Here is a 25,477-nt window from a genome sequence, read left to right as displayed (position 1 = left end):
CGCTACGGAGCCGGCCAGACGAGCTTGTCGCCGGTGTAGATGTTCTTGACGTACGACGGGTCGAACCATGTCGCGGCCTTGTCGGCGGTCACGGCGGCGGGGACGATCGCGAACTGGTGCAGCATGGCGACGAGCGCCGTGACGTTCGCGGGGTCGAGGCCGCCCAGGGGCTGTCCGGGTGTCGGGTTGTCCTTGACGACCTGGGTCTCGGTCTTCCAGATGGTCGCGTTGAGTTTCTTGTCGTACGTCGGTCCCGACAGGTCGGCGGCGTAGCCGACGCACTCGGTGATGTGGGCGGCGCTCGCCGAGCAGTAGTCGTAGGCGTGCAGGGCGGCGCGCAGGATGTCCTCGACGGCGTGCGGGTGGGCCTTGGCGAAGGCCGGGTTGACCGCCATCGCGCCCAGCGAGCTGGGGACGTCGTAGTCGACCGGCTTCCAGACGGTGACGTCGTGGCCGGCCGCCTTGAGCTGGTTGGGCTCGTTGGAGACGAATCCGGTGAGCGCTTCGAGGCCGCCCTGCTTGCGGGGCAGTACGGAGGGGTCGTAGCCCTCCTTGACCAGTTTGAGCGAGTCCCACGTCACTCCGGCCTTGACCAGCATCGCCCGGACCGCTGCGGGCACATAGCCCTTGTGGCCGACGACCTTGCCGTCGAGCTGCGTCAGCTTCGTGATGTCCTTGTTGGTCATCAGGATGTCCAGGCCGGCGTCGGAGTACGAGGAGACGCCGGTGATGTCGATCCCGTTGGCGCGGGCCTGGACGACGTCCTGCTCGGCGACGGGGCTCACGGTGGCCTGTCCGCTGGCGAGCAGCTTGGTGTTCTGCGAGGTGTCGCCGGTGCCGGGCTTGAGGGTGACGTTCAGGCAGAGGTCCTTGAAGTAGCCGAGCTTGCTCGCGGCGATGTATTCGAGGATCGACGCCGACGACTGGTACTGGTAGCCGGACAGGTAGGTGATCCTGCCCGCGGCCTTGTTCTCGGCACAGCGCTCGGCGGAGATCGCGGATCCTTCCGAGCCCTTCGACGTGGTGGCGTCGGATCCCGAGCCACATCCCGCGACGACGGCCGTCAGGACGACGGCGGCGAGGCAGGCGAGACCGGATCTGGCGAGGTGCGACTGCATGGGTGACTCCAAACTGGCGGTGTCCGCCGGGCGTTGGGGTGGAGATGGCTATGCGGGGGTGAGGGCATGGGTGCCGGCGCCCCGGCCGTCGCGGACCTCGGGCGGAACCGTCCGAGCTGGGGCTCGGTCAGTCGTGCGTGTTGTCGTGCCAGTGCAGGACGCGGCGTTCGACCAGGGTCACGGCGAACAGCAGCAGGACGCCCATGACGGCGAGGACGAGGATCGAGGCGTACACGACCGGGAGTTGGTTCATCGACGAGGCCACGCTGATCACGGTGCCGAGGCCGCGGGTCGATCCGGCCGCCGACATCTCGGCCACGACGGCACCGATGATCGACAGCGGGAAGACGATGCGCAGCGCCGCGAACAGGAAGGGCAGCGCGTGGGGGATGCGTACGTACCAGAGCAGTTCGACGCGTCCGGCGTCCATCGTCCGGTACACCTGGAGCACCTGCCGGGGCACCGACCGCAGCCCTGCCGCGGTGTTGATGAGGATCGGGAAGAAGCAGATCAGGGCCGCGATGACGAGTTTGGGCAGCGGGCCGAAGCCGAAGGCGACGACCAGGGCGGGCGCGATCGCCACCAGCGGGGTCACGTTGAGGACGACCGCGATCGGCATGACCGCCCGCCGCAACAGCGGGAGTTCGCTCGTCAGCACCGCGAGGACGAACGCGGCGGCGAACCCCATCCCCAGACCGGCCGTCGCCTCGCCCAGGGTGACCAGGGCGTTGTCGACGTAGTAGCCGAACTCGGAGGTGAGCGAGGCGCCGATCTTCGGCAACGGGGGCAGGAGGTAGGGCAGTTCGTCGGCGCCCCACTGCCACAGGACCGCGAGCAGGGCCAGCATCACGAGGAGCGGCGCCCAGACGGCGGGGCGGATCCAGGCGATCCGGGACTTCGGGTGCCGCAGGCTGTAGCGGGACGGTTCGGCGGGCGGCTGGGCGCCGGTGGCGGGCGCGGTGCGTTCGTCGGCCACGGTCATCGTTCGTGCCCCCTTACGCGGCTTCGCCGTGCCAGGCGCGGCGCAGTCGGTCCCGGATCAGGTCCTCGTACTCGTGGAAGCGGCGCTGCCCGAAGAGACGGTCGCCCCGGGGCCGGTCCAGGTCGACCTCGATGGTGTCGACGATGCGGCCGGGGTGCGGGGCCATGACGACCACGGTGTCGGAGAGCCGGACGGCCTCGGACACGGAGTGCGTGACGAACAGGACGGTCGTCTTCAGCTCGTCCCAGAGGTCGAGAAGCTGGTCCTGCAGACTCTCGCGGGTGAACTCGTCGAGCGCCGAGAAGGGCTCGTCCATGAGGAGGACGTCGGGCCGCAGACCGAAGGCGCGGACGATCGCGGCCCGTTGCCGCATACCGCCGGAGAGCTGGGCGGGGAGCTTGTGCATGGCCTCGCCGAGGCCGGCCTTGACCAGGAGTTCTCGCATGTCAGGACCATCGGTCACCGCCCGCTCCGCGTTGCCCGCGATCCGCTCCCGGCGCCGCGCCGCGCCCTTGTTGATCTTCTGTGGCAGGGTGACGTTCCGCAGTACGGACAGCCACGGCAGCAGGGCCGGGCTCTGCGGCACAAGGCCGATCATCTTGGCGGCGCACGCCTCGGCGGGCGGGACACCGTGCACCCGTACGGTGCCGTGATCGGGTTCCTCCAGACCGGCCGCGAGCCGCAGCAGCGTCGACTTGCCGCAGCCGCTGGGCCCGATCAGGCTGACGAAGCGGCCCACCGGTACCGACAGGTGGACATCGTCGAGGGCGGTCGTCGCGGCGGGTCCGAACGCGTAGACCCGGCGTACCGACCGCAGGTCGAGTGCCGGCGTACCAGTCACCTTCACGCTCCCATCCATGTCGCGAGCACGAAGGCCCGATCCTGGAAGTCGGAGAGCGTGCGTGGCGAGTGCGGAACTGCCACGCGGAAATCCGCTTAGGTGCCTCCGACCCTAGGAACCCCGTGTTTCATCCAGCCGCTGCGGTCCGTTTCATCGGCTTTACGTCCGGCGCGGCAGTGTGACGACGGTGTCGCCGTCGAACACGTAGACCTCGACGCCGAGATCCGCGGCGGCACGTGCCACCCAGCCGCCCAGCGCCTGCACGATCACCTCGGTGACGAGGAGGACCGTGCGCTCGGCGGTCGGCACCGAGTTCCTCAGCCACAGCAGCTTGAACATGTCCGCCATGACCTTGTTGCGGTAGGCGGGCTTGTAGGCGCCCTGGTTGCCGACCAGTTGGACGAGGACGCGGCCGGAGGCGTCGATCCCCTCGACCTCGACACGGCTGCCGTCGGGCAGCATGAGCGGCCTCGGGCGCAGCGCGGTGCCGAGCCGGTCCCCGAGGGCGAGCAGCATGCGGCGTTCGACGGAGCCCTCGGCGAACCGGCTCCACTCGGTGGGGGCGTCAAGCACTGTCAGTCGCACGTCCCGGAGTCTAGGAACGTCCCGTTTCGCAGGTGTTTCCTGCCTCTGGCCGGAGTCAGAAGATGCCGGTCCGGATCGCCGGCGGGTACAGCGGGAGAAGGAGGGCGGGCAGGAAGCCCTGTTCGAGGAGTAGCCGCCAGGCGGGGCAGGGCAGGCTCACCGCCATGACAGAACAGTCGGAACAGCGGACGACACCGCCGGCGAAAGCCCCGGACCTGTGGACCTCCGTCGAGGACCTCTGGACCTGGCTGGACGCCAACCGGAAGCACGGCGGCGAGACCGGCCTCGTGCTGCGCATGCTCAAACTCACCGAGGAGGTCGGCGAGGTCGCCCAGGCGGTGATCGGCGCGACGGGCCAGAACCCGCGCAAAGGCGTCACCCATACGTGGGAGGACGTGCAGGGGGAGCTGTGCGATGTCGTGATCACGGCACTGGTGGCGTTGCGGACGCTGACGCCGGATACAGAGGGGGTTTTCGGGCGGCATCTGGAGCGGGTGACGGAACGCTCGCTGGGCCAGTCGACGAACACTCCCCCCTCGGACGGGCCCATGCCCCGCCGTGTCGATCAGACGCCGTGAACCGCGCTGACCGGCGGCTACGGGGCTACCGTGATGACGCATGAGACGCTGGTTGCCCCTGGATGCCGTGCCCCGCCTCACCGGCGCGGCGGTCGTCGGAGCGGTGGTCGGCGTGGCCGTGGCGCTGGCGACCGACGGAGAACTGGGCGCACTGGCCGCGATCGCCGCGACGGAACTGTCCTTCGTCCTGGCGGGCTGGGCGGTGCTGTGGCCGATGGACGCCACGGCCACCCACCGCAATGCGCGACGTGAGGACTTCCGTCCCGTGACCGATGAACTCGTGGTGGTCGCGGTGGCCCTGTGCGGACTGGCCGCCATCGTGCTGCTGCTCCTGCGCGGCAAGTCCGACCCCGGCCACGTGGCGGCCGCGACCGCCCTGTGCGGCGTCTTCACGGCCTGGGCCGCGCTGCATCTGATGTACGCCGCCCGTTATGCCTACGTGTATTACGAGTCCGCGGGCGGGATCGACTTCAACTCGGACGACCCGCCGGCGTACCGGGACTTCTTCTACTTCAGCTACAACCTCGGCATGACCTATCAGGTGTCCGACACCGATGTGTCGAGTTCGACGATCCGGGCGATCGTGCTGCGTCACGCACTGCTGTCCTACGTCTTCGGCACCGGCATTCTCGCCACCGCCATCAATCTCGTCGTGGGAATCGTCAGCGGCTGAGGTGGCGGCTCCGGGGCGGGGCCGGGCCACGACCGCCAAGGGCCTGGTGACCGCCCGGCTCTTCCTGTGGCCCCGCACGGTGGCCGGGCATCTGAGCAACGCCCTCCCGAAACAGAACGTCACTTCCCGGGCGGGCCTGCGCGACGCGCTCACCGGCCTGGCGGCCCCGCTGCGGACCGCGTGAACCCTCAGGAGGTCGGCATGGGGCCGACGCCTGCCCGCTCCCGGGCGGCGTCGAGCATCCGGCGGGCCTCGGCGCGGCTGGCGCGGACCCGCTGCCTGGCGTCACCGTGCGCGACGTCCGCGGTCGCGGCCAGCGCCGCCGCCAGCTCGGCCCGCCCCCGGCTGAGCCGGCTGCGCACCGTGCCCACCGGCACCCCGCAGGCGAAGGCGACCTGCTCGTAGGAGGCGTCCCCGGCCGAGAGGTAACGCAGCACCAGCGGCATGCGCAGCACCGGGGACAGCTCCTCCATGGCCGCCCAGATCCAGTCCCGTACGGCGGTGCGCTCCAGCCACTGTTCGGGACCGGCGTCCGGGGCCGGCAGGGGCACCTCCTCCACCGGCCGGACCAGGGCGGAATGCCGCAGCACGGCCCGGCTCCCGTTGCGCACGATCATCCGCAGCCAGGCGCCCACCGCCGCCGGATCCCGCACGTCCCCGATCCGCAGCAGTGCGGTGAGCGCCGCGTCCTGCAGCACGTCGTCGACGTCGGTTGCCGCCCCCAGCACGCTCCGCGCCACCGCCCGCATCCCCGCCCGGTGCCGCTCCAGCAGCACCCCCAGCGCGGCGACCTCGCCGGACTGGGCCGCCCGCGTCAGCACCGCGTCCTGCACGCACGCGGCCTCAGCGGCTTCCCGAAGCATGACGTCCCCCGTTTCGGATCGGGCCATGGCCGGCGCCGCGAGGTTCCAACTTTGACAGGTAGAAGGTAGAAGCTCCGCAATCAACATGTCAACACCGGAACGTGGGGATCCGACCTGTCAATACTGGAGGGAGAGGGGTTACAGTGCGGGCATGAGCCTTCGTCACGCCCTCTTGGGTCTGCTTGTGTTCCGCCCCGGCAGCGGCTACGACCTGCTGAAGATGTTCAACACCTCGCTCAACTACGTCTGGCCGGCCAAGCAGAGCCAGATCTACGGCGAGCTGACCAAGCTGGACGCCACCGGCCTGATCCAGGTCACCGACGAGGGCCCGCGGGGCCGCAAGCAGTACTCGCTCACCCCCGAAGGGCACGCGGAGGCGCGGCGCTGGCTGGCCGAGACGGAGGAACACCGGCCGCAGCGCAACCCGATGCTGCTGCAGACGTTCTTCCTGGGACTCCTGCCGCGCGACGAGGCCGTGGAGCGGCTCCTGCGGCACGCGGACACCGCCGCGAAGGAGTACGACGCCCTGCTGGCGCTGCGGGATTCGGAGGACTGGGACCGCGACGCGCTGACCGAGTGCGGCCGGCTCGTCCTGGAGCACGGCCTGCGCCAGCGCGTCCTGGAACAGGAGTGGGCCCACTGGGCGGCCGAGCAGCTCCGCGAGGGGCACGTCAAGGAGCCGGCCGACCGGCCGGAGGCACCGGAACCGGACTAGAACCGGCACGGCAGGGCCGTAAGCGTCGGGGCGTTGTGAGCGGGCGGGTTCAGTTGTGAGCGGGCGGGTTCAGTGGGAGCGCTCGATGCTCCAGCGCGGCAGCAGCTCGAAGAAGGCGACCGCCTCGCTCCGCCAGCGCGGCCGCCAGCCCCCGGCCACCAGGGCGGCCTGCTCGGCGTGGTCACGCATCCGCGCCCGTAGCCGGCCGGCCACCCCGCGCGCCTCGGCGATCTCCCGGATCGTGTCGATCGTCCCGGCGGTGCAGGAGGGGTCGCCGAGCGCCGCCTCCAGCACGGCCCGCTCCGCGCCGTCGAGGCCGTCGCGGCCGTCGCCCGAGGACAGCAGCGCGGCCACCACATAGCTGCGCTTCCCGTCGCGGATGTCGGTTCCGGTCGGCTTGCCCATCACCTCGCCGTCCCCGAACAGGTCCAGATAGTCGTCCCGCATCTGCCCGCAGATCCCCACCAGGCGTGCGTAGTGGCTCAACTCGCGCTCGTGGTCCTCCGGTTGCGCACCGGCGGCGAGGAGTCCCAGCCGCAGGGGCGCGAGCAGCGAGTAACGGGCCGACTTGTAGTCCGCCACCTGGTCGATGACCTCGGTGTCCGGGAGTCCGCCGGTGACATCGCGCTCCAGGTCGATGATCTGGCCCAGGAACGTCTCCGCCGCCGCCCTGGTCTGCGCCTCGATCATGGCCTGCCGTACCGGCGGCGCGGCCTGCGCGTCGAGGAGGACCCGCAGGGACAGGGCCAGCGCGAGGTCGCCGGCGAGCACGGTGAGGCCGAGCGCGGTCCGGGGGCGGCCGGGGAACCGCTCGCGGTAGGCGTAGTAGGTGGAGGGACCGCCTCGGCGGGTGGGGCTGTCGTCGATCAGGTCGTCGTGGATCAGGCCGTGGCTGTGCAGCAGTTCGAGGCTCAGGGCCGCGTGCTCCAGTCCCGGCACGGGCTCGTCCGTCACCAGGCGGGCCGCCTCGTTGAGGATCACCACCCGGATCCGCTTCCCGCCGCGCAGGGACAGTTCCCTCAGCAGGTGCAGGCACTCCGGGGTGAACCTGCTGAACGAGGGTGTGTCGAGGGCATCGCCCAGGGAGTCGAAGTACTCCTCGAAGAGCTTCTCGAAGGCCTGGGTATGGCCAGCGACACGAGCCATCAACGGGGCGTTGACACCAGCGGTGTCGGGCATGGCGGAGGCTCCTGAGGGGGCGTGCGGACACAGGTGTCCCATGATGCGTGACGGAGTGCCGATCGCCCGCACCGTGCCGGGACGGCGGCCGGGGACACCCCGGCACCCGACGGCGGACGACCCGGTCGCCCTGCGCCGCTGGACGACACGGCGAAGCACCCGGGGTCGCCGGTGCCGAACTCCGTTTCTCGTCCGGCGGATTGTGTGGCCTGACGTACCCGGTGTGCGGGGCGTGCGAGCACGCCCCGCATACCGGGGGCTACTTGACCGACCCCGCCATCACGCCCTGCACGAAGTGCCGCTGGAAGGCGAAGAACACCACCACAGGCACCACCAGCGACAGGAACGCGCCCGGCGCCAGCACATCGATGTTGCTGCCGAACTGCCTGATCTGCGACTGGAGTTCGACGGTCAGCGGCTGCGAGGAGCTGTCCGCGAACAGCAGGGCCACCAGCATGTCGTTCCAGACCCACAGGAACTGGAAGATGGCGAGGCTGGCGATCGCCGGCCGTCCCACCGGCAGCACCAGCCGGGTGAAGATCCGCCACTCGCTGCCGCCGTCCATCCGGGCGGCCTCCAGCATCTCCTTGGGCATCTCGGCGAAGTAGTTCCGCAGCAGGAACACCGCGAACGGCAGTCCGTACGCCACATGGAACAGCACCACGCCGGGAATCGTGCCGAACAGGCCCAGTTGCCCGAAGAGTTTGGCGACGGGCAGCAGGCCGATCTGCACCGGTACCACCAACAGGGCGACCACCAGCAGGAACACGGGTTCGCGGCCCGGGAAGTCCAGCCAGGCGAAGGCGTATCCGGCGAGCGCGGCCACCACGACCACCAGGGTGGTCGCCGGCACCGAGATCAGCACGGTGTTCCAGAAGGCCTGGGTCATGCCGGAGCTCTTCAGCAGGGCCGAGTAGTTGTCGAAGGACAGCTGCCCGGGGCTGGTGAGCGCCGTCCACCAGCCGCTGCTCGCCGAGTCCTGCGAGGACCGCAGCGAGGACAGCAGCAGCCCGGCAAGGGGAGTGAGCCAGACCAGCCCGACCACCACGAGGAAGGCCTGCACCACGGCGTTGCCCAGGCCGCGCCTGATCACGTTCATCGCTGACTCCTCCGGAAGCGCCGGACGTTGAAGGCCATGGCGGGGACGACCAGGACCAGGAGCAGCACGCCGAGCGCGCTGCCGAGCCCCTGGTTGTTGCCGCCGCCGAAGGACACCAGCCACATCTGGGTCGCGAGGACGGTCGCGTCCTCCTGCACCGGCCCGGGCGCGATGATGTACACGAGGTCGAAGACCTTCATCACGTTGATGACGAGGGTCACGAACACCACGGTGAGCACCGGCGCCAGCAGCGGCACGGTGATACGCCGGAAGATCTGCCACTCGTTCGCACCGTCCATCCGGGCGGCCTCAAGGGCGTCCCGGGGCAGAGCGGCCAGCCCCGCGCCGATCAGCACCATCGCGAACCCGGTCCAGATCCACAGGTAGGCCCCGATGATGGCGGGCGTGACGAGGGCGGGTCCGAGCCAGGAGACGCCCTGGTAGGGCTGCGCGAAGTTCGAGGCCGGCAGTTGCACTTCGTAGGAGCCGGCCGCAAGTCCCGTGAAGCGGAAGGAGCCGTCGGCCGCGGTGCTGGTGCTCGCGACCGCCTTGCCGTCGGCGCGCACCGCCTCGACCTTCATCCGCGGCAGCCCGCTCTCCGTACGGTCGACCACACCCGGGCTGCCGCCGCCCCCCGGGGTGAAGTCCAGGTAGACCACCCCGCCCAGGTCACCGGACGCGGCCCGGCGCTGAGCCGCCGGGTAGGCGGGCTGTGCGCCGCCCGGCAGGTCCTTCGGTGCGACGCCCACCAGTCCGAGCGTCACCGTGTCGCCCGGCCCGAGGTTCGCGGCCGTGCGGTACGAGCCGTCCTTCTCGGCCGTGAGGTCCTGGCCGGTGCGGGCACGGGCGGTGGGGTACTCGGCGGTGCCCTTGAACGCGTTGTGCACCGTGACCACGGCCGCGTTGAGTACGCCCTTGTGCGGGTCCTCGTCGTAGGCGAGCCGGAAGATGATGCCGGCGGCCAGGAAGGACACCGCCATCGGCAGGAACAGCAGCAGCTTGAAGGCGGTCGCCCAGCGCACCTTCTCCACCAGCACGGCGAGGATCAGGCCGAGCCCGGTGAGCAGGGTCGGGGCCACCAGCACCCAGATCACGGTGTTGCGGATGGCCTTGAGGGTCGCCGGGTCGCGGAACATCTCGGTGTAGTTGTCGCCGCCGACGAACCGGGTGCCGGACGCGTCGAAGAAGCTGCGGCCGATCGAGAACAGCACGGGGTAGACGACCAGCGCGCCCAGCAGGAGCAGGGCCGGGAAGACGAAGAGCAGGGCGATGATCCGCCCGCGGCGCCGGGTCCGTCTGGCACGTTCGGCCTGCCCGGTAGACGGTGGGCTGGTCTTCTCTGAGACCACGGTCGCGGTCACGGCCGTCAGCCCTTGTAGGCCTTGGCCGCGGCGGTCTCCAGCTGTGCGGCGGTCGCCTTCGGGTCGGACGGGTCGGCCAGGAAGTCCTGGAGGATCTTCCACTCGCCGGCGCCCTTGGTGCCGCCGAAGGCCGCGGGTGCCTGGTCGGACATGTCGAAGCGGACCGAGTCGCCGCCGCCCACCAGGGATTTGGCGATGGCGCGGGTGACGTCGTCGCCGTAGGAGGACAGGTCCAGGTTCTTGTTCGGGGAGAGGAAGCCGCCCTCCTTGGCCCAGACGGCCGCGGCCTCCGGCGTGGCCAGGTACTCCAGGAGCTTCATGCCGGCTGTGGCGTTCTTGGCCGCCTTCAGGACGACCGCCGCGTCACCGCCGCTGACCACGGGCGCCGTGCCGCCGTCGACGGCCGGGAACGGGAAGAACGTCGCGTCCTTGCCGATCGTCTTGCCGAACTGGTCGTGGGCGACGCCGGCGACGAAGTCGCCCTCGTAGACCATGGCGGCCTCCGGCTTGGGCCCGAAGACCTTCTCCACCGAGCCCGGGAAGTCGGTGTTGAGGGCCTCCTTCTGGCCGCCCGCGATCAGCTGCTTGTCCTTGAAGAGGGTGCCGAGCGTGCCGAGGGCCTTGACCACGGACGCGTCGGTCCACTTGAGCTTGTGGGCGGCGAGGGCGTCGTACTTCTCGGGTCCGGCCTGGGAGAGGTAGATGTTCTCGAACCAGTCGGTGAGGGTCCAGCCGTCCTCGCCGCCTATGGAGAAGGCGGCGAGCCCCGAGTCGGAGACGGTGTGCCCGTCCTTCAGCAGCTCGGCCCAGCTGGTGGGCGGCTTGACGCCGGCCTGGTCGAGGGCGTCGGGGCTGTACCAGACGGTGGACTTGTCGGCGGCCTTGAAGTAGAGGCCGTAGAGGGTGCCGCCGACGCTGCCGTAGTTCTTCCAGACCGGCGCGAAGTTGCCGTCCACGGACTGCTGGGTGGTCTTGGACAGCGGCTTCAGCCACCCGCTCTTGGCGAACTGCTGGAGCACGCCGACCTGCGGGACCATGACGACGTCGGGGGCGTTGCCACCCTCGATCTTGCTGCCGATGACGGTGGAGACGTTGTCGCCGGTGGACACGAACTGGGTCTTGGCGCCGGTCTTCGCGCTGAACGCGTCGAGGACCTTCTGGAAGCTCTTCAGTTCGTCGCCGGACCAGACGCCGGCCACGGTGACGGTCTGGCCGCTGAGCGCCTTGTCGCCGCCGCCGGCCGAGACCGGGCCGCCGCTGCCTCCGCAGGCGGTGGCGCCGAGCGCGAGGGCGAGGGCGGTGCAGCCGGTGAGCAGGGTGGTGCGTCGTCGCATCATCGTTGATGTTCCTTCGGGAGAGCGCCAGTTGAACGGGAGGTCAGAGGTCGTTGATCCACCAGGCGGCGGTGGAGCCGGGCAGTACTCCGGCGGGGCAGGGGCCGCTGGCGAGCAGGGGGGTGCCGGAGACGGGTGCGGGGGTGGGTGCCGTACCGAAGTTGACGGCGCAGACCAGGCCGTCGCCGCGGACGAAGCCGAGGACGCCGGGCGGAGTGTCCAGCCACTCCAGTGGCCCGTCTCCCAGCTGAGGCAGCTGGGACCTGAGTTGGAGTCCGTCGCGGTACAGGTGCCAGAAGGAGCGGGTGTCGGCGAGGGCGCGGTCGGTGGCGTACTCGGCGAAGTAGTCGGGCTGCGGCAGCCAGGGCCGGGCCCCTTCGGCGCCGGAGGTGAAGCCGAACGGGGAGGCCTGCCCGGACCACGGGAGCGGGACCCGGCAGCCGTCGCGGATCCGGGCCCGGCTGCCGGTGCGCCGGAAGATCGGGTCGGTGAGCACGTCGTCGGGCAGGTCGACGACCTCGGGCAGGCCCAGTTCCTCGCCCTGGTAGATGTAGGCTGCGCCGGGCAGCGCCAGCATCAGCAGGGCGGCGGCGCGGGCGCGGGCGGCGCCGAGTCCGCTGCCCTCGGGGGTGGGTTCGCCGTAGCGGGTGACCGTGCGCACCTGGTCGTGGTTGTTGAGGACCCAGGTGACCGTGGAGCCGGTGCCGGCGATGTCCTGCATGGCCTCGCCGATGACCTTGCGGAAGGCGTCGGCGTTCCACGGGGCGCTCAGCAGGTCGAAGAAGAAGGCCTGGTGGAGTTCGTCGGGGCGGACGTACAGCGCGTGGTCGCGGGCGGTCGGCACCGACACCTCGCCGACGAGGAGGCGTTCGCGGCCGTCGCGTGCCGTGTACTCCTCGCACACCGCCCGCCAGTGCCGCCAGACGTCGTGCACCTCGGGCTGGTTCCAGGCCAGCGGGTTGACCGAGTCGCGGGTGCGGGCGTCGGCCTCCGGGTCCGGGGAGTCGGGCAGCTCGGGGTGCTTGAAGAGACCGGCGGCGACGTCGATGCGGAAGCCGTCGACGCCCCGGTCGAGCCAGAAGCGGAGCACCTGGTCGAACTCGGCGGCGACCTCGGGGGTGCGCCAGTTCCAGTCGGGCTGCTCGGGCGCGAACATGTGCAGGTACCACTGTCCGGGCCGGCCGTCCGGCTCGGTCACCCGGGTCCAGGCCGGGCCGCCGAACATGGAGTGCCAGTTGTTGGGCGGCTCGGAGCCGTCGGGGCCCCGGCCGTCGGCGAAGTGGAAACGGCCGCGCTCCGGGCTGCCGGGGGCTGCGGCGAGGGCCTGCCGGAACCACGGGTGCTCGTCGGAGCAGTGGTTGGGGACGATGTCGAGCAGCACCCTGATGCCGAGCCGCCGGGCGGCCGCCGTCAGCAGGTCGAACTCGGCGAGGTCGCCGAAGAGCGGGTCCACGTCGCGGTAGCCGGCCACGTCGTAGCCGTGGTCGTGCTGGGGCGAGGGGTAGAAGGGGCTCAGCCAGATCCCGTCGACACCGAGCTTCTTCAGGTACGGCAGCCCGGCCCGGACGCCGGCCAGGTCGCCGATTCCGTCGCCGGTGCTGTCCAGGAAGCTGCGGACGTACACCTGGTAGATCACTGCGTCACGCCACCAAGGGTGCTTGTTCAACCCGTTGACCTGTCTCTGCGAGGGGCAGCCGTTATGCATGCATGTTAGGTAGACGTATCGAGAAGGTGTCAACGAGTAAGGCGAAAGCTACTGCCGAGCTGGGTTGCCATATCAGGAAATACTGCCCACCAAAGGGCACAGAAGTGACCGTCGCGTTACCTAACAGGTAACTAGCGGCAGGTGTCTAACGGTCGGAGAGGGCGGCCAACTCCCGCGCCAGTCGGCGCACCGCCGCCGCGGGCGTCTCGTGCCCGGTCATCGCGTCGTGCACGACCGCCTGCACCACCAGGCTGACCTGGTCGTAGCGCGGGCTCTTGGGGCGCGGCCGGGCCGTCTGCACGCTGGCGCGCAGGGTCGGCAGATAGGGGAACTCCCGGATCAGCGCAGGATCGTCGTACAGCGCGGCGCGCACCGGCGGCAGTGCGCCGCGGGTGAGGACCTGGCGCTGCACGGGCGCGCTGGTGAGGTACGCGATCAGCCGCGCGGCCGAGTCGGGGTGCCGTGCATGGGTGTTGACGGCCAGGTTGGAGCCGCCGAGGACACTGGTCCCCGGCCCGTCGCGCCCGGGCAGCGGTACGGCGCCGACCTTGCCGGCGACCGCCGAGCCCTTGGCCGAGGCGCCGACGTACGCGTACGGCCAGTTCCGCAGGAAGAGCAGGTGGCCGTCCTGGAAGGCCTGCTTGGACTCCTCCTCCGTGTACGTCAGCGAGGCCTTGGGAATCCAGCCCTCCCGCACCCCGCGGGCGAGGAACCCGATGCCCTCGCGGGCCGCCGCGGAGTCGACGGTGACCTTGGCGCCTTCGTCCCCGAGGATGGTGCCGCCCGCCGAGTACACGGCCTCGGCGGCGTTCACGGTGAGCCCCTCGTAGGGCAGGAACTGGCCCGCGTAACCGCCGAGTCCGTACTTCGGCGCGATGGTCTTCGCGTCCCGCTCCAGCTCGGCCCAGGTGCGCGGCGGGCGCACCCCCTCCTTGGCGAGGATGTCCGCGCGGTACAGGAGCAGGCCGGCGTTGGTGACGTACGGAACCGCGTACAGCCGTCCGTCGTAGGTCGCCGTGTCGAGGACCCGCGGCAGGAAGGTGCCCAGCGGGAAACGGTCGCGGGGCAGCGGCCGGATCCAGCCCGCCGCCGCGAACTCCGAGGTCCAGGCGACGTCGATGTTGAGGACGTCGAACCGGCTGCGGTCGCCGCCGCGTAGGTCGGTGACCATCTGCGCGTGTGCCTCGTCGGCGGAGTCGGGGAGTTCGACGAGGGTGACCCGCTCGCCCGGGTGGGTGCGGTTCCAGCCCTCCAGGAGCGGGCCGAGATAGCCCGTGAGGTCCCCCGCGGTGGCCACGGTCAGCGGGCCGCGGCCGCCGCCGCCTTGTCCGGGGTGGGCCTCCGAGGCGACGTAACCGGTCATGACCACGATCAGAGCCAGGAGACCCCTACCCGCGGCACGCAACCACCGCATAGGTTCCTCCCTGTGCACCGCGACCGCACGGGGCACCTTCACCCCGAGTCGGAGGCCATGTATACCTGTTAGGTATGGGCGATACTAGGGTGCGGAGCACAATCGGTAGACAGGAGGACTGCACACGTGCGCCTGCCCCTCCTGGCACTCCTCGCGCGCGGTCCGGCCCACGGCTACGAGCTGAAGCAGGACCTTGAGCAACTGCTGGGCTCCGCGTACCCTCAGCCGAACGTCGGCCAGGTCTATGTGACCCTGGGCCGTCTGGAGAAGCAGGGGCTGATCGAGGGCGAGGACGTCGAGCAGTCCAGCCGGCCCAACAAGAAGGTCTACCGCCTCACCGAGGCCGGGCAGGACGAACTCCGCGCCTGGTTCGAGAAACCCGAGGACGAGCCCCGGGTGCGGGACGAGTTCTTCATGAAGCTGGCGCTCGCTCCGCGGACCGGACTCGCCGACCAGATCGCCCTGATCAACCGACAGCGGCGGCAGTACCTGACCACCATGCGCAGCCTGTCGAAGCTGGCCGCCGCCGAGAACCGCGACAACCGGATCGCCCATCTGCTGATCGAGGGCGCGATGCTGCACCTGCAGGCCGACCTCGACTGGCTGGAACGGTGCCAGGAAGAACTCGAAGACCTGGCAGGACTGGAAGAACTGGAATGACTGGAGGAGCCGGATTGAGTGACGCTCCCGCTCCTGTGCTGCGCGCCGGGGGTCCGGCCACTCCCGCGCTGCGCGCCGAGGGCCTGGTCAGGACACACCACGGCGAAGGCGCCCCCGCCCGGGCCGTACGCGGGGTGGACCTCTCCCTGCGGCCGGGCGAGTTCGTCGCCGTCACCGGTCCGTCCGGGGCCGGCAAGTCGACGCTGCTGCATCTGCTGGGCGGACTCCAGCGGCCGGACGCCGGCAGCGTCTGGCTGGACGGCACCCGGGCGGACGACTGGAGCGAGGCCCGCTGGGCCGTCGAGCGCCGCAAGCGGATCGGGATCGTCTTCCAGTTCTTCAACCTGGTGTCGAACCTGTCGGTCGCCGACAACGTGGAGCTGCCCGCGCTGCTCGCCGGTGTCCCCCCGAAGCAAGCACGGACCAAACGCATGGAACTCCTCGCCGAACTGGGCCTGGACGGCAAGGACCGCAGCCTGCCCGGCGAACTGTCCGGCGGCGAACAGCAGCGCGTCGCCCTGGCCCGCGCCCTGGTCAACCATCCCCCGCTGCTCCTCGCCGACGAACCCGCGGGCAGCCTGGACAGCAAGGGCACCCGCGAGGTGATGCGGCTGCTGTCCCGCTTCCACGGCCGCGGGCAGACGATCCTGCTGGTCACCCATGACGCCCGGCTGGCCAGCGCCGCGGACCGGGTGATCAGCTTCTTCGACGGCCGGATAGCCGACGACGCGGAACTCGACGGCACGCCCACCCGCGGCACCGGAATATCCGGCGTGCTGGAACTGACGGACTGACGGGCCGACATGCGGACGTACGACGTCCCCCCGAGGGACTGAGGCGCATGCGGGCCACCCTGCGCTGGGCGCACTCCGATCTGCGCACGCACCGCGGCGAGGCACTGTTCCTGGTGCTGGCCACGGCCGGAATCGTCCTGTCCCTGCTGCTGGCGACGGCCCTGTTCGGCTACGCCACCAACCCCTGGCAGCGCGTCTTCGAGCAGAGCCGCGGCGCGCACGTGTGGATCCACACCGCCAGATCCGCGCAGTTGGAAAAGCTCCGTGGGCTGGACGGCGTGGAGTCGGTCGCGGGCCCGTACACCACCGAGTCCACCACTCTCACCTCCCACGGCACCCGCGCCGCCGTGGAACTCCGCGCCACCCCCCAGCACCTCACGATCGGCCGCCCGCTGCTCGCCTCCGGCCACTGGCTCGACCCGGCGAGTCCCGACGGCGTGGTGCTGGAGAGCCATCTGGCCCGCGCCCTGCTCGCCGAGCCCGGCGACACGCTCACCCTGCTCGGCACCGCCCGGACGGTGACCGTGCTCGGCATCGCCGACAGCGCCGAGCCGCGCTACGACCCGGACGAGCAGCCCGGCCTCGTCTGGGCCCCGCCATCCGTCGTCCACACCCCGAACGGCCAGGTCATCGGGTTGCGCCTGACCAACCCCGACGACACGGACTTCCCCGTGCAGCGCGCCGTGACCGTCCTGGGCTCCGGCGTGATCGGCGAGGTCGCCACCTGGAAGCAGGCGCGCGCCGAGGCACAGGGCGACAACCGGCTGCTCGGCCAGGTCCTGGGCCTGTTCGGACTGGGCGCGCTGATAGCCGCGGGCCTGGCCGTCCACGGCGCGATCACCACCCGCATCCGCGGCCATCTCCGCGACATCTCCATCCTCAAGGCGATCGGTTTCACCCCGGAGCAGGTAGTCCGCGTCTTCCTCCTCCAGCACATCGCGTACGCGCTGCTCGGCGCGGTGACCGCGGCCACCCTGACGCGGTCCCTCGGCAGCAGGCTCCCCGGCCGCCTCGGCGACGCGATCGCCCTCTGGCAGAGCCTGCCCGGCCACACGGTGACGCTCGTCGCGATCCCGGCCGGCGCGGTGCTGTTCATCGCCGCGACGACGGGCCTTGCCGCCTGGCGGGCGGGCCGGGTACCACCGGTCCCGACGCCGCTCCCGTCGGTCCGGGGCAGCGCCGCCACCCCGCAGGTGGGCGGGCGGCTCTCGGCCCCCGCCCGACGCGCACTGGGCCTGCGGGTACCCCCCGCCCTGGTCCTGGGCTGGCACACCGCGTTCGCCCGCCGGACACGCTCACTCACGACCGTGGCGCGGCTGGCCCTGCCCCTCCTCCTCATCGTCGTGGCGATGAGCGCGTGGACCACCATCAGCCGCTTCCACAGCGAACCCGGCCGGATCGGGCTCCCGGCCGCCCTCACCGTCCACGCGGACGCGGGCCTCGACGACCGCGACACCCGCGCCCTGCTGGCCCGTGACCCGCAGGTGACCGCCGCCTATCCGGGCGTCGAGGTGGCCGCGCTGGCCCCGGGACAGAACGCCACGATCGCCCTGCGCGGCTTCGGCACCCAACGGGACCCCTACCCGTACGCCCTGGCCGAGGGCCGCCCCCCGCGCCGTACCGACGAGGCGGTGGCCGGCCAGGGCCTGCTCGACCTGCTGGACGTGCGCGTCGGCACCTGGATACGGATCACCGTCAGCAACCAGCCGCAGATCCTGCACATCGTGGGCCGCAGCATCGAGACGGAGAACGCGGGCCGGGTCATCTCCACGTCCCTGGACACCCTGCGCGAGAACGACCCCGCTCTCGCCCCCACCCTGTACCAGGTCCGCCTGCGCCCCGGCACCGACGTACGCCAGGCCGCCGGTCGGTTGACCGCAGCCGGAGACGGCCGCCTGGACGTGCACACCGTGACCAACCCGGCGGACGGACTCTCCCCGCTGCGCGGAGTGGCGGCCGGCGTGACAGCCGTCCTCGCCCTGATCGGCCTGATCGAACTCCTCACCACCATCGGTGGCACGGTACGCGAGGGCGAACGCGACCTGCTGGCCCTCAAGGCCATCGGCCTCTCCCCGCGCCAGATCACGGGCGTCACCGTCACGGCCACCGCCTGCACCGCACTGGCAGCGGTCCTGGCGGGCACGGCCCTGGGCGCCCCGCTCGCCCACTGGCTGATCAACACGCAGGGCAGGTCGAGCGGTATCGGGGCGGGCATCGCACAAGGCCCGCCACTGGCGCTGCTGGCCGTGTTCGGCACGGCCGCGGTCCTGGGCGCGGCGGCCCTGTCCGCCCTCCCGGCGACCCGCGCGGCCAGGCGCCGCCTGGCGGACACGCTGAGCGCGGTGGCCTGACCGACACCGCCGCCCACCCGCTACTGTCCCGTCCGCCTGGCCGCGCACCCCTGCCGTTACGGTTTCCGCGCACCGTGCTCGGCGACGACCTCCGGAGGCCCCGAACCGGCCCCCGGCCGCCACTCCGTCACCGACACGACACCGGGTTCGACGAGCTCCAGACCATGCTCGGAGTTCAGAAGGTCAGCAGCGCACCCGAGCGGGTCGTCGCCACCCCGGCGACCGGACCGCTGACGGAAGCCGACCGGCTCTCCTCCCTGCCGGCCCTGGTGGAAACGCACCCCGGCCGTGCGGGGTCACCAGGTGTGAGCCACGTCCACCACGAGATGGTTGGCCGTCTGGAAGACCCGGAACGGCAGCCGGGCGCGGACGCCCAGTCCGGCCTGGGTGTAGCCCTCGGAGCCACCTGTGACCTTGAACTCCCGGAACGTCCGGTACCCGGTGACGTCGACGGCCGGAAGCGGCGGGTAGGGCTGTCCGGTCGCCGGGTCGTAGCGCGGGGCGAACAGCGAGATCTCCAGAATGGCTCCGCCCTTGATCGGCACCACGACGTCGCTCGGGTCCTGGTGCAGTACGTCGACGTAGCGGACGGTGTAGCCGATCGGGTCGGCCGCCGTGCCCTGGGCGTCGAACACCAGCCGGTCGAAGCACTCGTGCTGTCCGGCCCTGACGTCGGCCAGTCGCCTGGAGGCAACAGAGTCACCGGTCTTGTCCAGGCTCCCCCACGTCACGGCACAGTCCACGGCCGTCGGCGCGGCCACCGCCGGAACCGTGCCGGCCAACAGACCGCCGCCCGCCAGCGTCATCGCTGCCAGTGCAGTACCTATCCGTCGCATGACTACCCCCGGTAGTTCGCGTAGGTGTGTGTCTGTTCAGACCGGCGGCCTTCCGGAAGGTTGTGCGTGGTGGAACAGTCCATTGCGGCACTCAGGCCCGTCCAGCACCGGCCGTCCCGGAGACCACAGCGGCTCCTACGCGCCCCGCCGCCTGACGCTGTTCTTCCTGCCCTGTGCCGGCCTTCCGGTGGGCCTGCGGTCGAGCCGGGCTTCCTCCAGGTTGTCAACGTCGGTTCGATCAAGGCCCATCGGGCGTCGGACGGGTCACTGGGCTATGCAACCCCTGGTCCCCGTACCGCACTTGACGGCGTAATGCACACCTGAGCGCCCACTCAGATCCAGCCTCGCTTGGCGGCTTCGGTGCCCAGCTGGAAGCGGGTATCAAGGCCGAGCCGGGACGCGATCGCGGCGATGCGGCGGGTCACGGTGCGCGCGCTCGTCCCCAGTTGCCGGGCGATCGCCTGGTCCTTGTAGCCCGCTTGCAGCATTCTCAGCAGCAGGAGATCGTCCGTGCTCGGCTGGTCGGGGGTCTCCGGGGCCGTCGAGGCGATGGGTTGTGCCCGCTGCCAGTAGACGTCGAACAGCTCGAGGATCGCATCGAGCAGACCCGACTGATGGACGACGGCAATTTTGTCGTACTGTCCTCCGATCAGTGCGACCAACGCGACACGACGATCCATGATCCGCAGCCGGAACGGCAGAGACGGCAGGAGCCGGGCCTGCTCGCCGAGCTTGGCCAGGCGGGTGATCAGCTCGAATCGGCCAGGCAGCTCCAGCCCCTCCGGGGTGTAGACGGACCGTATGTCGAGGCCGCGGCCCAGCAGCTCCATCGTGAAGGTCTCCTCCAACTCGACGCTGTACGGGCCCAGGTACGGAGGCCGGTCAAGAACCCAGAAGTGGGTGCGCATCGATTGGGTCAGCTCGGCCACCCGTAGGGTGACCGCCGCCTCACCGGAGATCACCTCCACCAGCTCGGTCGGATCCCCCTGCAGCCGGTTGGCGCGGTACTCACTCGCCAGGTCGTCGACCGCGTCCCACACCGCGGTGAACGCCGCCTCGGTATCGGCCCGGCGCCTGGCGAGCAGGGCGCTCAACGCGGTCCGCGGGCTGACCGGCCGGTACTCGCCGTGTCGTTCTCTTCGCAGCACGCCCAGTTCCACCAACCGGGCCACCGCGTGGTGTATCCGGCTGGGTGTGGCGCCCAGGTGGTCGGCGATCTCCCGCGCTGTCCGGTCCGGCTCGGCCAGATAGGCGCGGTAGACCCGCTCGTCGAACTCGCTGATCCCAAGGGCGTCGAGCACCGGGCATCCTCCTGGTCGTCACCTCCCGGCGGCCCGTCGGGCCGGCAGTGGCGCGATTCGCCAGCTGGCGATATCAGACACGAGCCTGATCTATACATCTCCCGGCCACAAGCCTTAACTCTGATCGTCCACGCCTGCCGCGATCCCAGAACCCTCACCATCGATCGGCCATCGGCTCCCTCTCCCCCCTCTCCCCCTCCCCCTTCTCCCCCCGCCGATCCGTCACTTCAGCCATGAATCGCCTGCGGGCTGACCCCGGCCCCACGGAACAGTCAGGGAATCCCTTGAGATCATCACCGAGACGCTGGAGTGTGTTCGCCGTCGCCGGCGCCGCCCTCCTGTCGTTGGCACAACCCGCCGCCCTGTCCGCCGCCCACGCCGCGGCAGCCGCCACCGACGGCTCCGCCGCTCCCGCCGCGCAGCGCAACGTGCCTCCGGGCACCCACTCGGTCACCCTGATCACGGGTGACGTCGTTGTCACGCGGCAGTCCGGTGCCGGCCGCGGCACCGTCGACGTGCGTGGTGCCGCCGGGGCGGAAGCCCAGGCGCACATCATGGAGACGAACGGCGACCTGTACGTCTATCCCGACTCCGTTCTCCCCTACGTGGCAGCGGGCACGCTGGACAAGCGCCTGTTCAACATCAGCAGGCTCGTCGCGGACGGCTACGACGACGCACATCGCGATCGGTTGCCGCTGATCGTCTCGTACGACAGCAAGGCCGCCTCAGGACTGCGTTCCGCAACCCCCAAGGGCGCTACCCGGGTCAGGGTCCTCGGCAGTGTCCGGGGTGCCGCGCTGGCCGAGGACCGGGACCGGTCGGCGGACTTCTGGCGGGCTGTCACCTCCGCGCCGGCGTCGGGCTCGAGGACCACGGCAGCCGCAGCCGCAGCCGCGTCCGGCGGACCGGCCTTCGGCGAGGGTATCGCCCGCATCTGGCTCGACGGGGTGGTGAAGGCGGACCTCGCGGAGTCCACCTCCCAGATCGGCGCACCGCAGGCGTGGGAGGCCGGTGACACCGGGCAGGGCGTGGACGTCGCCGTCCTGGACACCGGTATCGACGCCGAACACCCCGACCTGGCCGGTCGGATAGCGGCCTCGCGGAGCTTCGTCCCGGACGAGGACGTGACGGACCGCCATGGGCACGGCACCCACGTCGCGTCCACCATCGCCGGCACGGGAGCCGCGTCGGACGGCAAGGAGAAGGGCGTCGCCCCCGGCGCGCGCCTGCACATCGGCAAGGTGCTCTCCGACGAGGGTTCCGGCCAGGACTCCTGGGTGCTGGCCGGCATGGAGTGGGCCGCGGTGGACCAGCACGCGGACATCATCAACATGAGCCTGGGCTCCTCGGAACCGTCCGACGGCACCGACCCCCTCAGCACGGCGGTCGACCGCCTCAGTGCCGAGACCGGGGCCCTGTTCGTGGTCGCCGCGGGCAACACCGATACGGACCACAGCATCGGCAGCCCGGCCGCGGCCGACGCCGCCCTGACCGTGGGAGCCGTCGACTCCTCGGACGACATCGCCTACTTCTCCAGCCAGGGCCCGCGCGTCGACGGCGGGCTCAAGCCGGAGATCAGCGCGCCCGGCGTCGACGTGCTGGCGGCGCGCTCCCAGTACTCGCCGTTCGGCGAGGGCAGCTACCTGACGTTCAGCGGGACCTCCCAGGCCACCCCGCATGTCGCGGGCGCCGCGGCCCTCCTCGCGGCCGCGCACCCCGGGCTGACCGGCTCCCAGCTGAAGAACCTCCTGGTGAGCAGCTCGAAGCAGACGCCCAAGTACGACGCCTTCCAGGCGGGCAGCGGCCGGGTGGACGTCCCGTCGGCGCTGAGCGCCGACGTCTTCGCCTCCGCGACCGCGTTCGCCGGCCAGGTGACGACGGGTGCGTCCGACGCGGTGCGACGCCCGGTCACATACACCAACATTGGTGACGTCCCGGTCACCCTCGACCTGTCCGTTCAGGCCCCGAACGCCCCTGCGGGAATGTTCCGGTTGTCCGCCCCCGAGGTCGTCGTGCCGGCGCACGGCACCGCCGAGGTCACGGTCACCATCGACGGCTCCGGAGCGACGGGGAACGGCCGCTGGAGCGGCCAGGTCGTCGCGGCCGACACCGCGGGGAAGGTCGTCACCCACACTGCGGTGTCGCTGGGCGACGTCACCCACAAGCTGACCGTGGTCCTCAAGGACGCACACGGAAAGCCGATGTCGGGGGTCGTCGAGCTGCTGCGGTCCGGCGACGACGCGCCCCAGTTCTGGCTCGTCGACGAGACCGGCACGTCCCAGATGTACCTCCCGAACGACGTCTACTCGGTGCTGTCCTTCAAGGCCGTGCAGGGCATCCACGGCCCGCACTCGATGGGGATGGCACTGCTCGGTGACCCCGAGGTCGTGATGGACCACGACGCCACGGTCACCCTGGACGCCACGAAGATCGAGCGGATCGACATGACCACGCCGCAGCGGACCGAGGCGACCTACCAGCGCCTGGAGTACGCCCGCTCGATGGGCGGCCGGCTGTGGCGCGACTACATGGAGACCCAGACCAACTACGACAGCCTGTGGGCCCAGCCCACCACGCACAAGGTGACCCACGGCGACTTCTACCTCGGCGCCCGCTGGCGCAAGGAGCAGCCGGCACTGGCCATCGCGACCAAGACCACCGACTTCACGGACGCCCACCGGCAACAGGACGTCACCCCGCTGTCCCAGGGTCACTACAGGCTCCCGCTCGTGGCCGCCGGCGACGGCACGAACGCGGACTACGCCGGTGTGGACGCGCGGGGCAAGGCGGTCGTCGTCCGCCGCAACGACACGATCAGCGACGCCGACCAGGCCGTCGCGGCGATCAAGGCGGGCGCCAAGCTCCTGCTGGTCGTGAACAACACACCCGGGCGAGGGTTCCGGAGCTACAGCAAGGAGCCGTGGATAGGCCCCGCCCGAATCGACGTCGCGCTGTTGAGCACGGACGAGGGCGAGAAGCTCTTCGGCCAGGCCTCCGCTCGCGGGGCGGCGCTCTCGGTGGACTCGCAGCCGGTCAGCCCTTACGTGTACGACCTGATGTGGACGTGGCACAACCAGATCCCGGACCACCTGGTCGTCCAGGGCGGCCCGAAGAACCTCGCGCGGGTGAACGTCACCTTCGACAGCCCCGACCCGACCCTGGGCGGCGGTGAGTTCCGCTTCGACTGGCCGGTCTACAACAGCACCTGGGGCATCGGCACTACCATGCGTGAGCCGATGAACTCCCAGCGGGTCGACTGGGTCTCCACCGGACCCGGATACTCCTGGAGCCAGGAGGCGTACGTCGACGACCTGCTCTACGAGATCGAGCCGCGCACCACCTACCGGGCGGGCAGCACGCAGACCCAACAGTGGTTCAAGCCCATCGAACGCCCGTACCTGAACGACAACTACAAGCCGCCCACCCGCAGTGGGAGCCACCTGGTCCTCGACATCCCCGCCTGGGGCGGCTCGGACCACGTCGGCATGTCCATGGACTACGAGCGCACACGGCAGTCCCTCACGCTGTACCAGGGTGACACCCAACTGGCCCAGAACGCGGGGAACACCATGGTGCAGGCCGACGCACCCGGTGCCGGCAAGCTGCCTTACCGTCTCGTCCTGGACGCCGGCCGGGACAGCACGGTGAGCCCGTACTCCCCCACGACGCACACCGAATGGGACTTCACCTCCAAGGCCCCGTCGGGCGACGAACAGGCGGTCCTGCCCCTGCCGCAGATCAAGTACGCCGTCAGCACGGACGCGGCCGGGAAGACCACCAAGAACGCCACGCTTGCGGTGTCGGCCACCCAACTCCCGGGTGCCGTGGGCGCAGGCAAGCTGTCGGCGGTGACCCTGGAGGTGTCCTACGACGACGGCCGCACCTGGCGGAAGATCACCAGCGGACATGACGGTCGGTTCGGGCTGTCCGCCCCGAAGCAGGCCCGGTTCGTCTCGCTGCGGGCGCACGCCCACGACAGCGCCGGCAACGCGGTCGCACAGACCGTGATCCGGGCCTTCGGCCTCCGCTGACCAAGAGCGGGCCACCCGCGCTCGGGACCTGCACCACTGGTGCGGCGGGCCATCCCCCGGGGTGGCCCGCCGCACCGAGGCGTCATCGACATCTGTTTACGGCATCTGCCACAGCATCGGTCGCGTCGGGTCGGGTCGGGTCGCGTCGGGTCGGGTCGGGTCGGGTCGGGTGATGACTACGCCCTCGCCGATTCGTTCTTCCAGGGCCTCGATCGCGAGACGCTGCACGGAAGGCGCTGGACCTCGAAGACGCAGACACGGACGGAGCGAGCGCCCTGCGGATTCAGTGGCGTGGGGTGAGTGGCCGATCCTCGAGGACGAGGACCCAGTCTGGGTCCCACTGCACACGCACCGGGCACTCGGCGACCTCCGCTCGCCACTGAGCCCGGTCCTCGTGCACACCAGGCTGGAAGTGACTGAGGGCCGCGTGCGGAAGCGCCCATTCGAATCCGGCCCGGTCCATGTCGATCCGCACAATTCTTTCCTGGTTCGGCTTCCGGGCCCAGCCGGAGCGACGAATCATCTACAGGAACGACGGTTTGAACCAGGTCAAGCAGCGTTCACAGCCTTTTCACCCGGCGCCGTCCATGACTCCTCCGTACAACCCCCACTCGTCGAGGCCGGAGTAGACCAACGCGGTGCGGCATCGCGGAGCCGAGAGGCACTCGGCCTCTCCCGCGTACACGGCCACCAACGAGTCGCTTCCCCGCCACCAGGTGTCCGCCAGTCCTGTCACCTCCTTCACCGGCTCGAACGTGTCCAGGGCGAGCGCGTCGACGTCATCGCCGGTGACCTTGGTGATCTGCTTCGCCCACATCGACGCATGGTGAGCGAGTGCGACGGACTCCACCCACCCTTCGACGGTCCGGTGCAGAGGCGTCCACCGATCGCCGTGTATGCCGAACTCACCCCCGGGGCCGATCATGAACGAGTAGGGAACCGCGCTCCGCTGGGGCCCCGCTTCGAACCACCATCCTTCAGCATGTGCACCTTCCGGAACGTCGGTATCCAAGTACTTGGGTCCACCGTCGTAGTGGGGCGCGGGAGGCAGGACGAG

General features: G+C 70.6%; 23 protein-coding genes and 1 pseudogene. 8 read left to right on the top strand and 16 right to left on the bottom strand.

Annotated features, from left to right (window positions below):
- Positions 1-2: 2 nt before the first annotated feature.
- From ACGFZQ_RS29200 to ACGFZQ_RS29185, 4 genes are all read right to left on the bottom strand, one after another.
- On the bottom strand, positions 3-1,118 hold the full coding sequence (locus ACGFZQ_RS29200; RefSeq protein WP_393842858.1) for an ABC transporter substrate-binding protein: 1,116 nt from the start codon (positions 1,116-1,118) through the stop codon (positions 3-5).
- Positions 1,119-1,245: 127 nt separating this feature from the next.
- Positions 1,246-2,100, bottom strand: coding sequence for an ABC transporter permease (locus ACGFZQ_RS29195; protein WP_351731895.1), 855 nt, complete (start codon positions 2,098-2,100; stop codon positions 1,246-1,248).
- 13 nt (positions 2,101-2,113) lie between these two features.
- Complete coding sequence (locus ACGFZQ_RS29190) at positions 2,114-2,941, bottom strand: ABC transporter ATP-binding protein (RefSeq protein WP_351731892.1); 828 nt, start codon at positions 2,939-2,941, stop codon at positions 2,114-2,116.
- Between the two features lie 159 nt (positions 2,942-3,100).
- Positions 3,101-3,526, bottom strand: coding sequence for a hypothetical protein (locus tag ACGFZQ_RS29185; protein WP_351731889.1), 426 nt, complete (start codon positions 3,524-3,526; stop codon positions 3,101-3,103).
- 164 nt (positions 3,527-3,690) lie between these two features.
- Between ACGFZQ_RS29185 and ACGFZQ_RS29180 the strand changes: the two genes are divergently transcribed.
- Genes ACGFZQ_RS29180 through ACGFZQ_RS29170 form a run of 3 tightly spaced genes read left to right on the top strand, consistent with a single transcriptional unit; the run spans position 3,691 to position 4,961 of the window.
- A complete protein-coding gene (locus ACGFZQ_RS29180; RefSeq protein ID WP_393842857.1) occupies positions 3,691-4,104 on the top strand; it encodes a MazG-like family protein in 414 nt (137 codons plus the stop codon).
- A 40-nt stretch (positions 4,105-4,144) separates the two neighbouring features.
- A complete protein-coding gene (locus tag ACGFZQ_RS29175; RefSeq protein ID WP_393842856.1) occupies positions 4,145-4,777 on the top strand; it encodes a DUF1345 domain-containing protein in 633 nt (210 codons plus the stop codon).
- Between the two features lies 1 nt (position 4,778).
- Positions 4,779-4,961 carry a hypothetical protein gene (locus tag ACGFZQ_RS29170; RefSeq protein ID WP_393842855.1) on the top strand — a complete coding sequence of 61 codons (183 nt, stop codon included), beginning with the start codon at positions 4,779-4,781 and terminating at the stop codon, positions 4,959-4,961.
- Between the two features lie 4 nt (positions 4,962-4,965).
- On the opposite strand, the gene ACGFZQ_RS29165 is transcribed toward ACGFZQ_RS29170, so the two are convergent.
- A complete protein-coding gene (locus ACGFZQ_RS29165) occupies positions 4,966-5,640 on the bottom strand; it encodes an RNA polymerase sigma factor (protein WP_393842854.1) in 675 nt (224 codons plus the stop codon).
- A gap of 151 nt (positions 5,641-5,791) precedes the next feature.
- Between ACGFZQ_RS29165 and ACGFZQ_RS29160 the strand changes: the two genes are divergently transcribed.
- Entirely contained in the window at positions 5,792-6,355 is a 564-nt protein-coding gene (locus tag ACGFZQ_RS29160; RefSeq protein WP_393842853.1) for a PadR family transcriptional regulator, read from the top strand.
- A 69-nt stretch (positions 6,356-6,424) separates the two neighbouring features.
- Here ACGFZQ_RS29160 and ACGFZQ_RS29155 read toward each other — a convergent pair whose 3' ends face one another.
- The 6 genes from ACGFZQ_RS29155 to ACGFZQ_RS29130 all read right to left on the bottom strand — a co-directional run bounded on the left by ACGFZQ_RS29155 (position 6,425) and on the right by ACGFZQ_RS29130 (position 14,447).
- Positions 6,425-7,534 carry a polyprenyl synthetase family protein gene (locus ACGFZQ_RS29155; RefSeq protein WP_393842852.1) on the bottom strand — a complete coding sequence of 370 codons (1,110 nt, stop codon included), beginning with the start codon at positions 7,532-7,534 and terminating at the stop codon, positions 6,425-6,427.
- 259 nt (positions 7,535-7,793) lie between these two features.
- Positions 7,794-8,633, bottom strand: a complete 840-nt coding sequence (locus ACGFZQ_RS29150) for a carbohydrate ABC transporter permease (RefSeq protein WP_393842851.1) — start codon at positions 8,631-8,633, stop codon at positions 7,794-7,796.
- Complete coding sequence (locus tag ACGFZQ_RS29145; protein ID WP_393842850.1) at positions 8,630-9,994, bottom strand: ABC transporter permease subunit; 1,365 nt, start codon at positions 9,992-9,994, stop codon at positions 8,630-8,632. Before ACGFZQ_RS29145 ends, ACGFZQ_RS29150 begins: the two co-directional genes overlap by 4 nt.
- Positions 9,995-9,999: 5 nt before the next feature.
- Entirely contained in the window at positions 10,000-11,331 is a 1,332-nt protein-coding gene (locus ACGFZQ_RS29140; protein WP_393842849.1) for an ABC transporter substrate-binding protein, read from the bottom strand.
- A 40-nt stretch (positions 11,332-11,371) separates the two neighbouring features.
- Positions 11,372-13,033 (bottom strand): glycoside hydrolase family 13 protein, encoded by a 1,662-nt coding sequence (locus ACGFZQ_RS29135; protein ID WP_362577720.1) that lies wholly within the window; start codon positions 13,031-13,033, stop codon positions 11,372-11,374.
- Between the two features lie 145 nt (positions 13,034-13,178).
- Positions 13,179-14,447 carry an ABC transporter substrate-binding protein gene (locus ACGFZQ_RS29130; RefSeq protein WP_393842848.1) on the bottom strand — a complete coding sequence of 423 codons (1,269 nt, stop codon included), beginning with the start codon at positions 14,445-14,447 and terminating at the stop codon, positions 13,179-13,181.
- A 126-nt stretch (positions 14,448-14,573) separates the two neighbouring features.
- Here ACGFZQ_RS29130 and ACGFZQ_RS29125 point away from each other — a divergent pair, with 126 nt between their 5' ends.
- Genes ACGFZQ_RS29125 through ACGFZQ_RS29115 form a run of 3 tightly spaced genes read left to right on the top strand, consistent with a single transcriptional unit; the run spans position 14,574 to position 18,252 of the window.
- Positions 14,574-15,107 (top strand): PadR family transcriptional regulator, encoded by a 534-nt coding sequence (locus ACGFZQ_RS29125; protein WP_362577717.1) that lies wholly within the window; start codon positions 14,574-14,576, stop codon positions 15,105-15,107.
- Positions 15,104-15,901 carry an ABC transporter ATP-binding protein gene (locus tag ACGFZQ_RS29120; RefSeq protein ID WP_393842847.1) on the top strand — a complete coding sequence of 266 codons (798 nt, stop codon included), beginning with the start codon at positions 15,104-15,106 and terminating at the stop codon, positions 15,899-15,901. The genes ACGFZQ_RS29125 and ACGFZQ_RS29120 overlap by 4 nt, the downstream gene beginning before the upstream one ends.
- Before the next feature lie 47 nt (positions 15,902-15,948).
- Positions 15,949-18,252: an FtsX-like permease family protein gene (locus ACGFZQ_RS29115; RefSeq protein WP_393842846.1), complete on the top strand. Its 2,304-nt coding sequence runs from the start codon at positions 15,949-15,951 to the stop codon at positions 18,250-18,252.
- A 56-nt stretch (positions 18,253-18,308) separates the two neighbouring features.
- Here ACGFZQ_RS29115 and ACGFZQ_RS29110 read toward each other — a convergent pair.
- From ACGFZQ_RS29110 to ACGFZQ_RS29100, 3 genes and pseudogenes are all read right to left on the bottom strand, one after another.
- A pseudogene (locus ACGFZQ_RS29110) lies at positions 18,309-18,416 on the bottom strand (SAM-dependent methyltransferase); the annotation flags it as partial.
- Between the two features lie 132 nt (positions 18,417-18,548).
- Entirely contained in the window at positions 18,549-19,058 is a 510-nt protein-coding gene (locus ACGFZQ_RS29105) for a hypothetical protein (protein ID WP_393842845.1), read from the bottom strand.
- 362 nt (positions 19,059-19,420) lie between these two features.
- Entirely contained in the window at positions 19,421-20,389 is a 969-nt protein-coding gene (locus ACGFZQ_RS29100) for a winged helix-turn-helix transcriptional regulator (protein WP_393842844.1), read from the bottom strand.
- A gap of 311 nt (positions 20,390-20,700) precedes the next feature.
- On the opposite strand from ACGFZQ_RS29100, the gene ACGFZQ_RS29095 reads away from it, so the two are divergent.
- Complete coding sequence (locus tag ACGFZQ_RS29095) at positions 20,701-24,420, top strand: S8 family serine peptidase (RefSeq protein WP_393842843.1); 3,720 nt, start codon at positions 20,701-20,703, stop codon at positions 24,418-24,420.
- 283 nt (positions 24,421-24,703) lie between these two features.
- Here ACGFZQ_RS29095 and ACGFZQ_RS29090 read toward each other — a convergent pair whose 3' ends face one another.
- Together ACGFZQ_RS29090 and ACGFZQ_RS29085 are read right to left on the bottom strand one after the other, a co-directional pair.
- Positions 24,704-24,943 carry a DUF4291 family protein gene (locus tag ACGFZQ_RS29090; RefSeq protein ID WP_393842842.1) on the bottom strand — a complete coding sequence of 80 codons (240 nt, stop codon included), beginning with the start codon at positions 24,941-24,943 and terminating at the stop codon, positions 24,704-24,706.
- Positions 24,944-24,991: 48 nt separating this feature from the next.
- Positions 24,992-25,237 (bottom strand): hypothetical protein, encoded by a 246-nt coding sequence (locus tag ACGFZQ_RS29085; protein WP_393842841.1) that lies wholly within the window; start codon positions 25,235-25,237, stop codon positions 24,992-24,994.
- Between the last annotated feature and the right edge of the window lie 240 nt (positions 25,238-25,477).

This window comes from Streptomyces sp. NPDC048254 (genome assembly GCF_043201895.1).
Taxonomy (GTDB): Bacteria; Actinomycetota; Actinomycetes; order Streptomycetales; family Streptomycetaceae; genus Streptomyces.
The sequence above is the reverse complement of the archived record's forward strand: the minus strand, read 5'-3'. Positions and strand labels throughout refer to the sequence as shown.

Excerpts from the sequence above, each read along its gene's own strand:
- ACGFZQ_RS29200 (WP_393842858.1), bottom strand. The coding sequence starts at position 1,118 with ATGCAGTCGCACCTCGCCAGATCCGGTCTCGCCTGCCTCGCCGCCGTC.
- ACGFZQ_RS29195 (WP_351731895.1), bottom strand. The coding sequence starts at position 2,100 with ATGACCGTGGCCGACGAACGCACCGCGCCCGCCACCGGCGCCCAGCCG.
- ACGFZQ_RS29180 (WP_393842857.1), top strand. The coding sequence starts at position 3,691 with ATGACAGAACAGTCGGAACAGCGGACGACACCGCCGGCGAAAGCCCCG.
- ACGFZQ_RS29175 (WP_393842856.1), top strand. The coding sequence starts at position 4,145 with ATGAGACGCTGGTTGCCCCTGGATGCCGTGCCCCGCCTCACCGGCGCG.
- ACGFZQ_RS29165 (WP_393842854.1), bottom strand. The coding sequence starts at position 5,640 with ATGCTTCGGGAAGCCGCTGAGGCCGCGTGCGTGCAGGACGCGGTGCTG.
- ACGFZQ_RS29160 (WP_393842853.1), top strand. The coding sequence starts at position 5,792 with ATGAGCCTTCGTCACGCCCTCTTGGGTCTGCTTGTGTTCCGCCCCGGC.
- ACGFZQ_RS29155 (WP_393842852.1), bottom strand. The coding sequence starts at position 7,534 with ATGCCCGACACCGCTGGTGTCAACGCCCCGTTGATGGCTCGTGTCGCT.
- ACGFZQ_RS29150 (WP_393842851.1), bottom strand. The coding sequence starts at position 8,633 with ATGAACGTGATCAGGCGCGGCCTGGGCAACGCCGTGGTGCAGGCCTTC.
- ACGFZQ_RS29140 (WP_393842849.1), bottom strand. The coding sequence starts at position 11,331 with ATGATGCGACGACGCACCACCCTGCTCACCGGCTGCACCGCCCTCGCC.
- ACGFZQ_RS29135 (WP_362577720.1), bottom strand. The coding sequence starts at position 13,033 with ATGCATAACGGCTGCCCCTCGCAGAGACAGGTCAACGGGTTGAACAAG.
- ACGFZQ_RS29130 (WP_393842848.1), bottom strand. The coding sequence starts at position 14,447 with ATGCGGTGGTTGCGTGCCGCGGGTAGGGGTCTCCTGGCTCTGATCGTG.
- ACGFZQ_RS29120 (WP_393842847.1), top strand. The coding sequence starts at position 15,104 with ATGACTGGAGGAGCCGGATTGAGTGACGCTCCCGCTCCTGTGCTGCGC.
- ACGFZQ_RS29115 (WP_393842846.1), top strand. The coding sequence starts at position 15,949 with ATGCGGGCCACCCTGCGCTGGGCGCACTCCGATCTGCGCACGCACCGC.
- ACGFZQ_RS29105 (WP_393842845.1), bottom strand. The coding sequence starts at position 19,058 with ATGACGCTGGCGGGCGGCGGTCTGTTGGCCGGCACGGTTCCGGCGGTG.
- ACGFZQ_RS29090 (WP_393842842.1), bottom strand. The coding sequence starts at position 24,943 with ATGATTCGTCGCTCCGGCTGGGCCCGGAAGCCGAACCAGGAAAGAATT.
- ACGFZQ_RS29085 (WP_393842841.1), bottom strand. The coding sequence starts at position 25,237 with ATGTGGGCGAAGCAGATCACCAAGGTCACCGGCGATGACGTCGACGCG.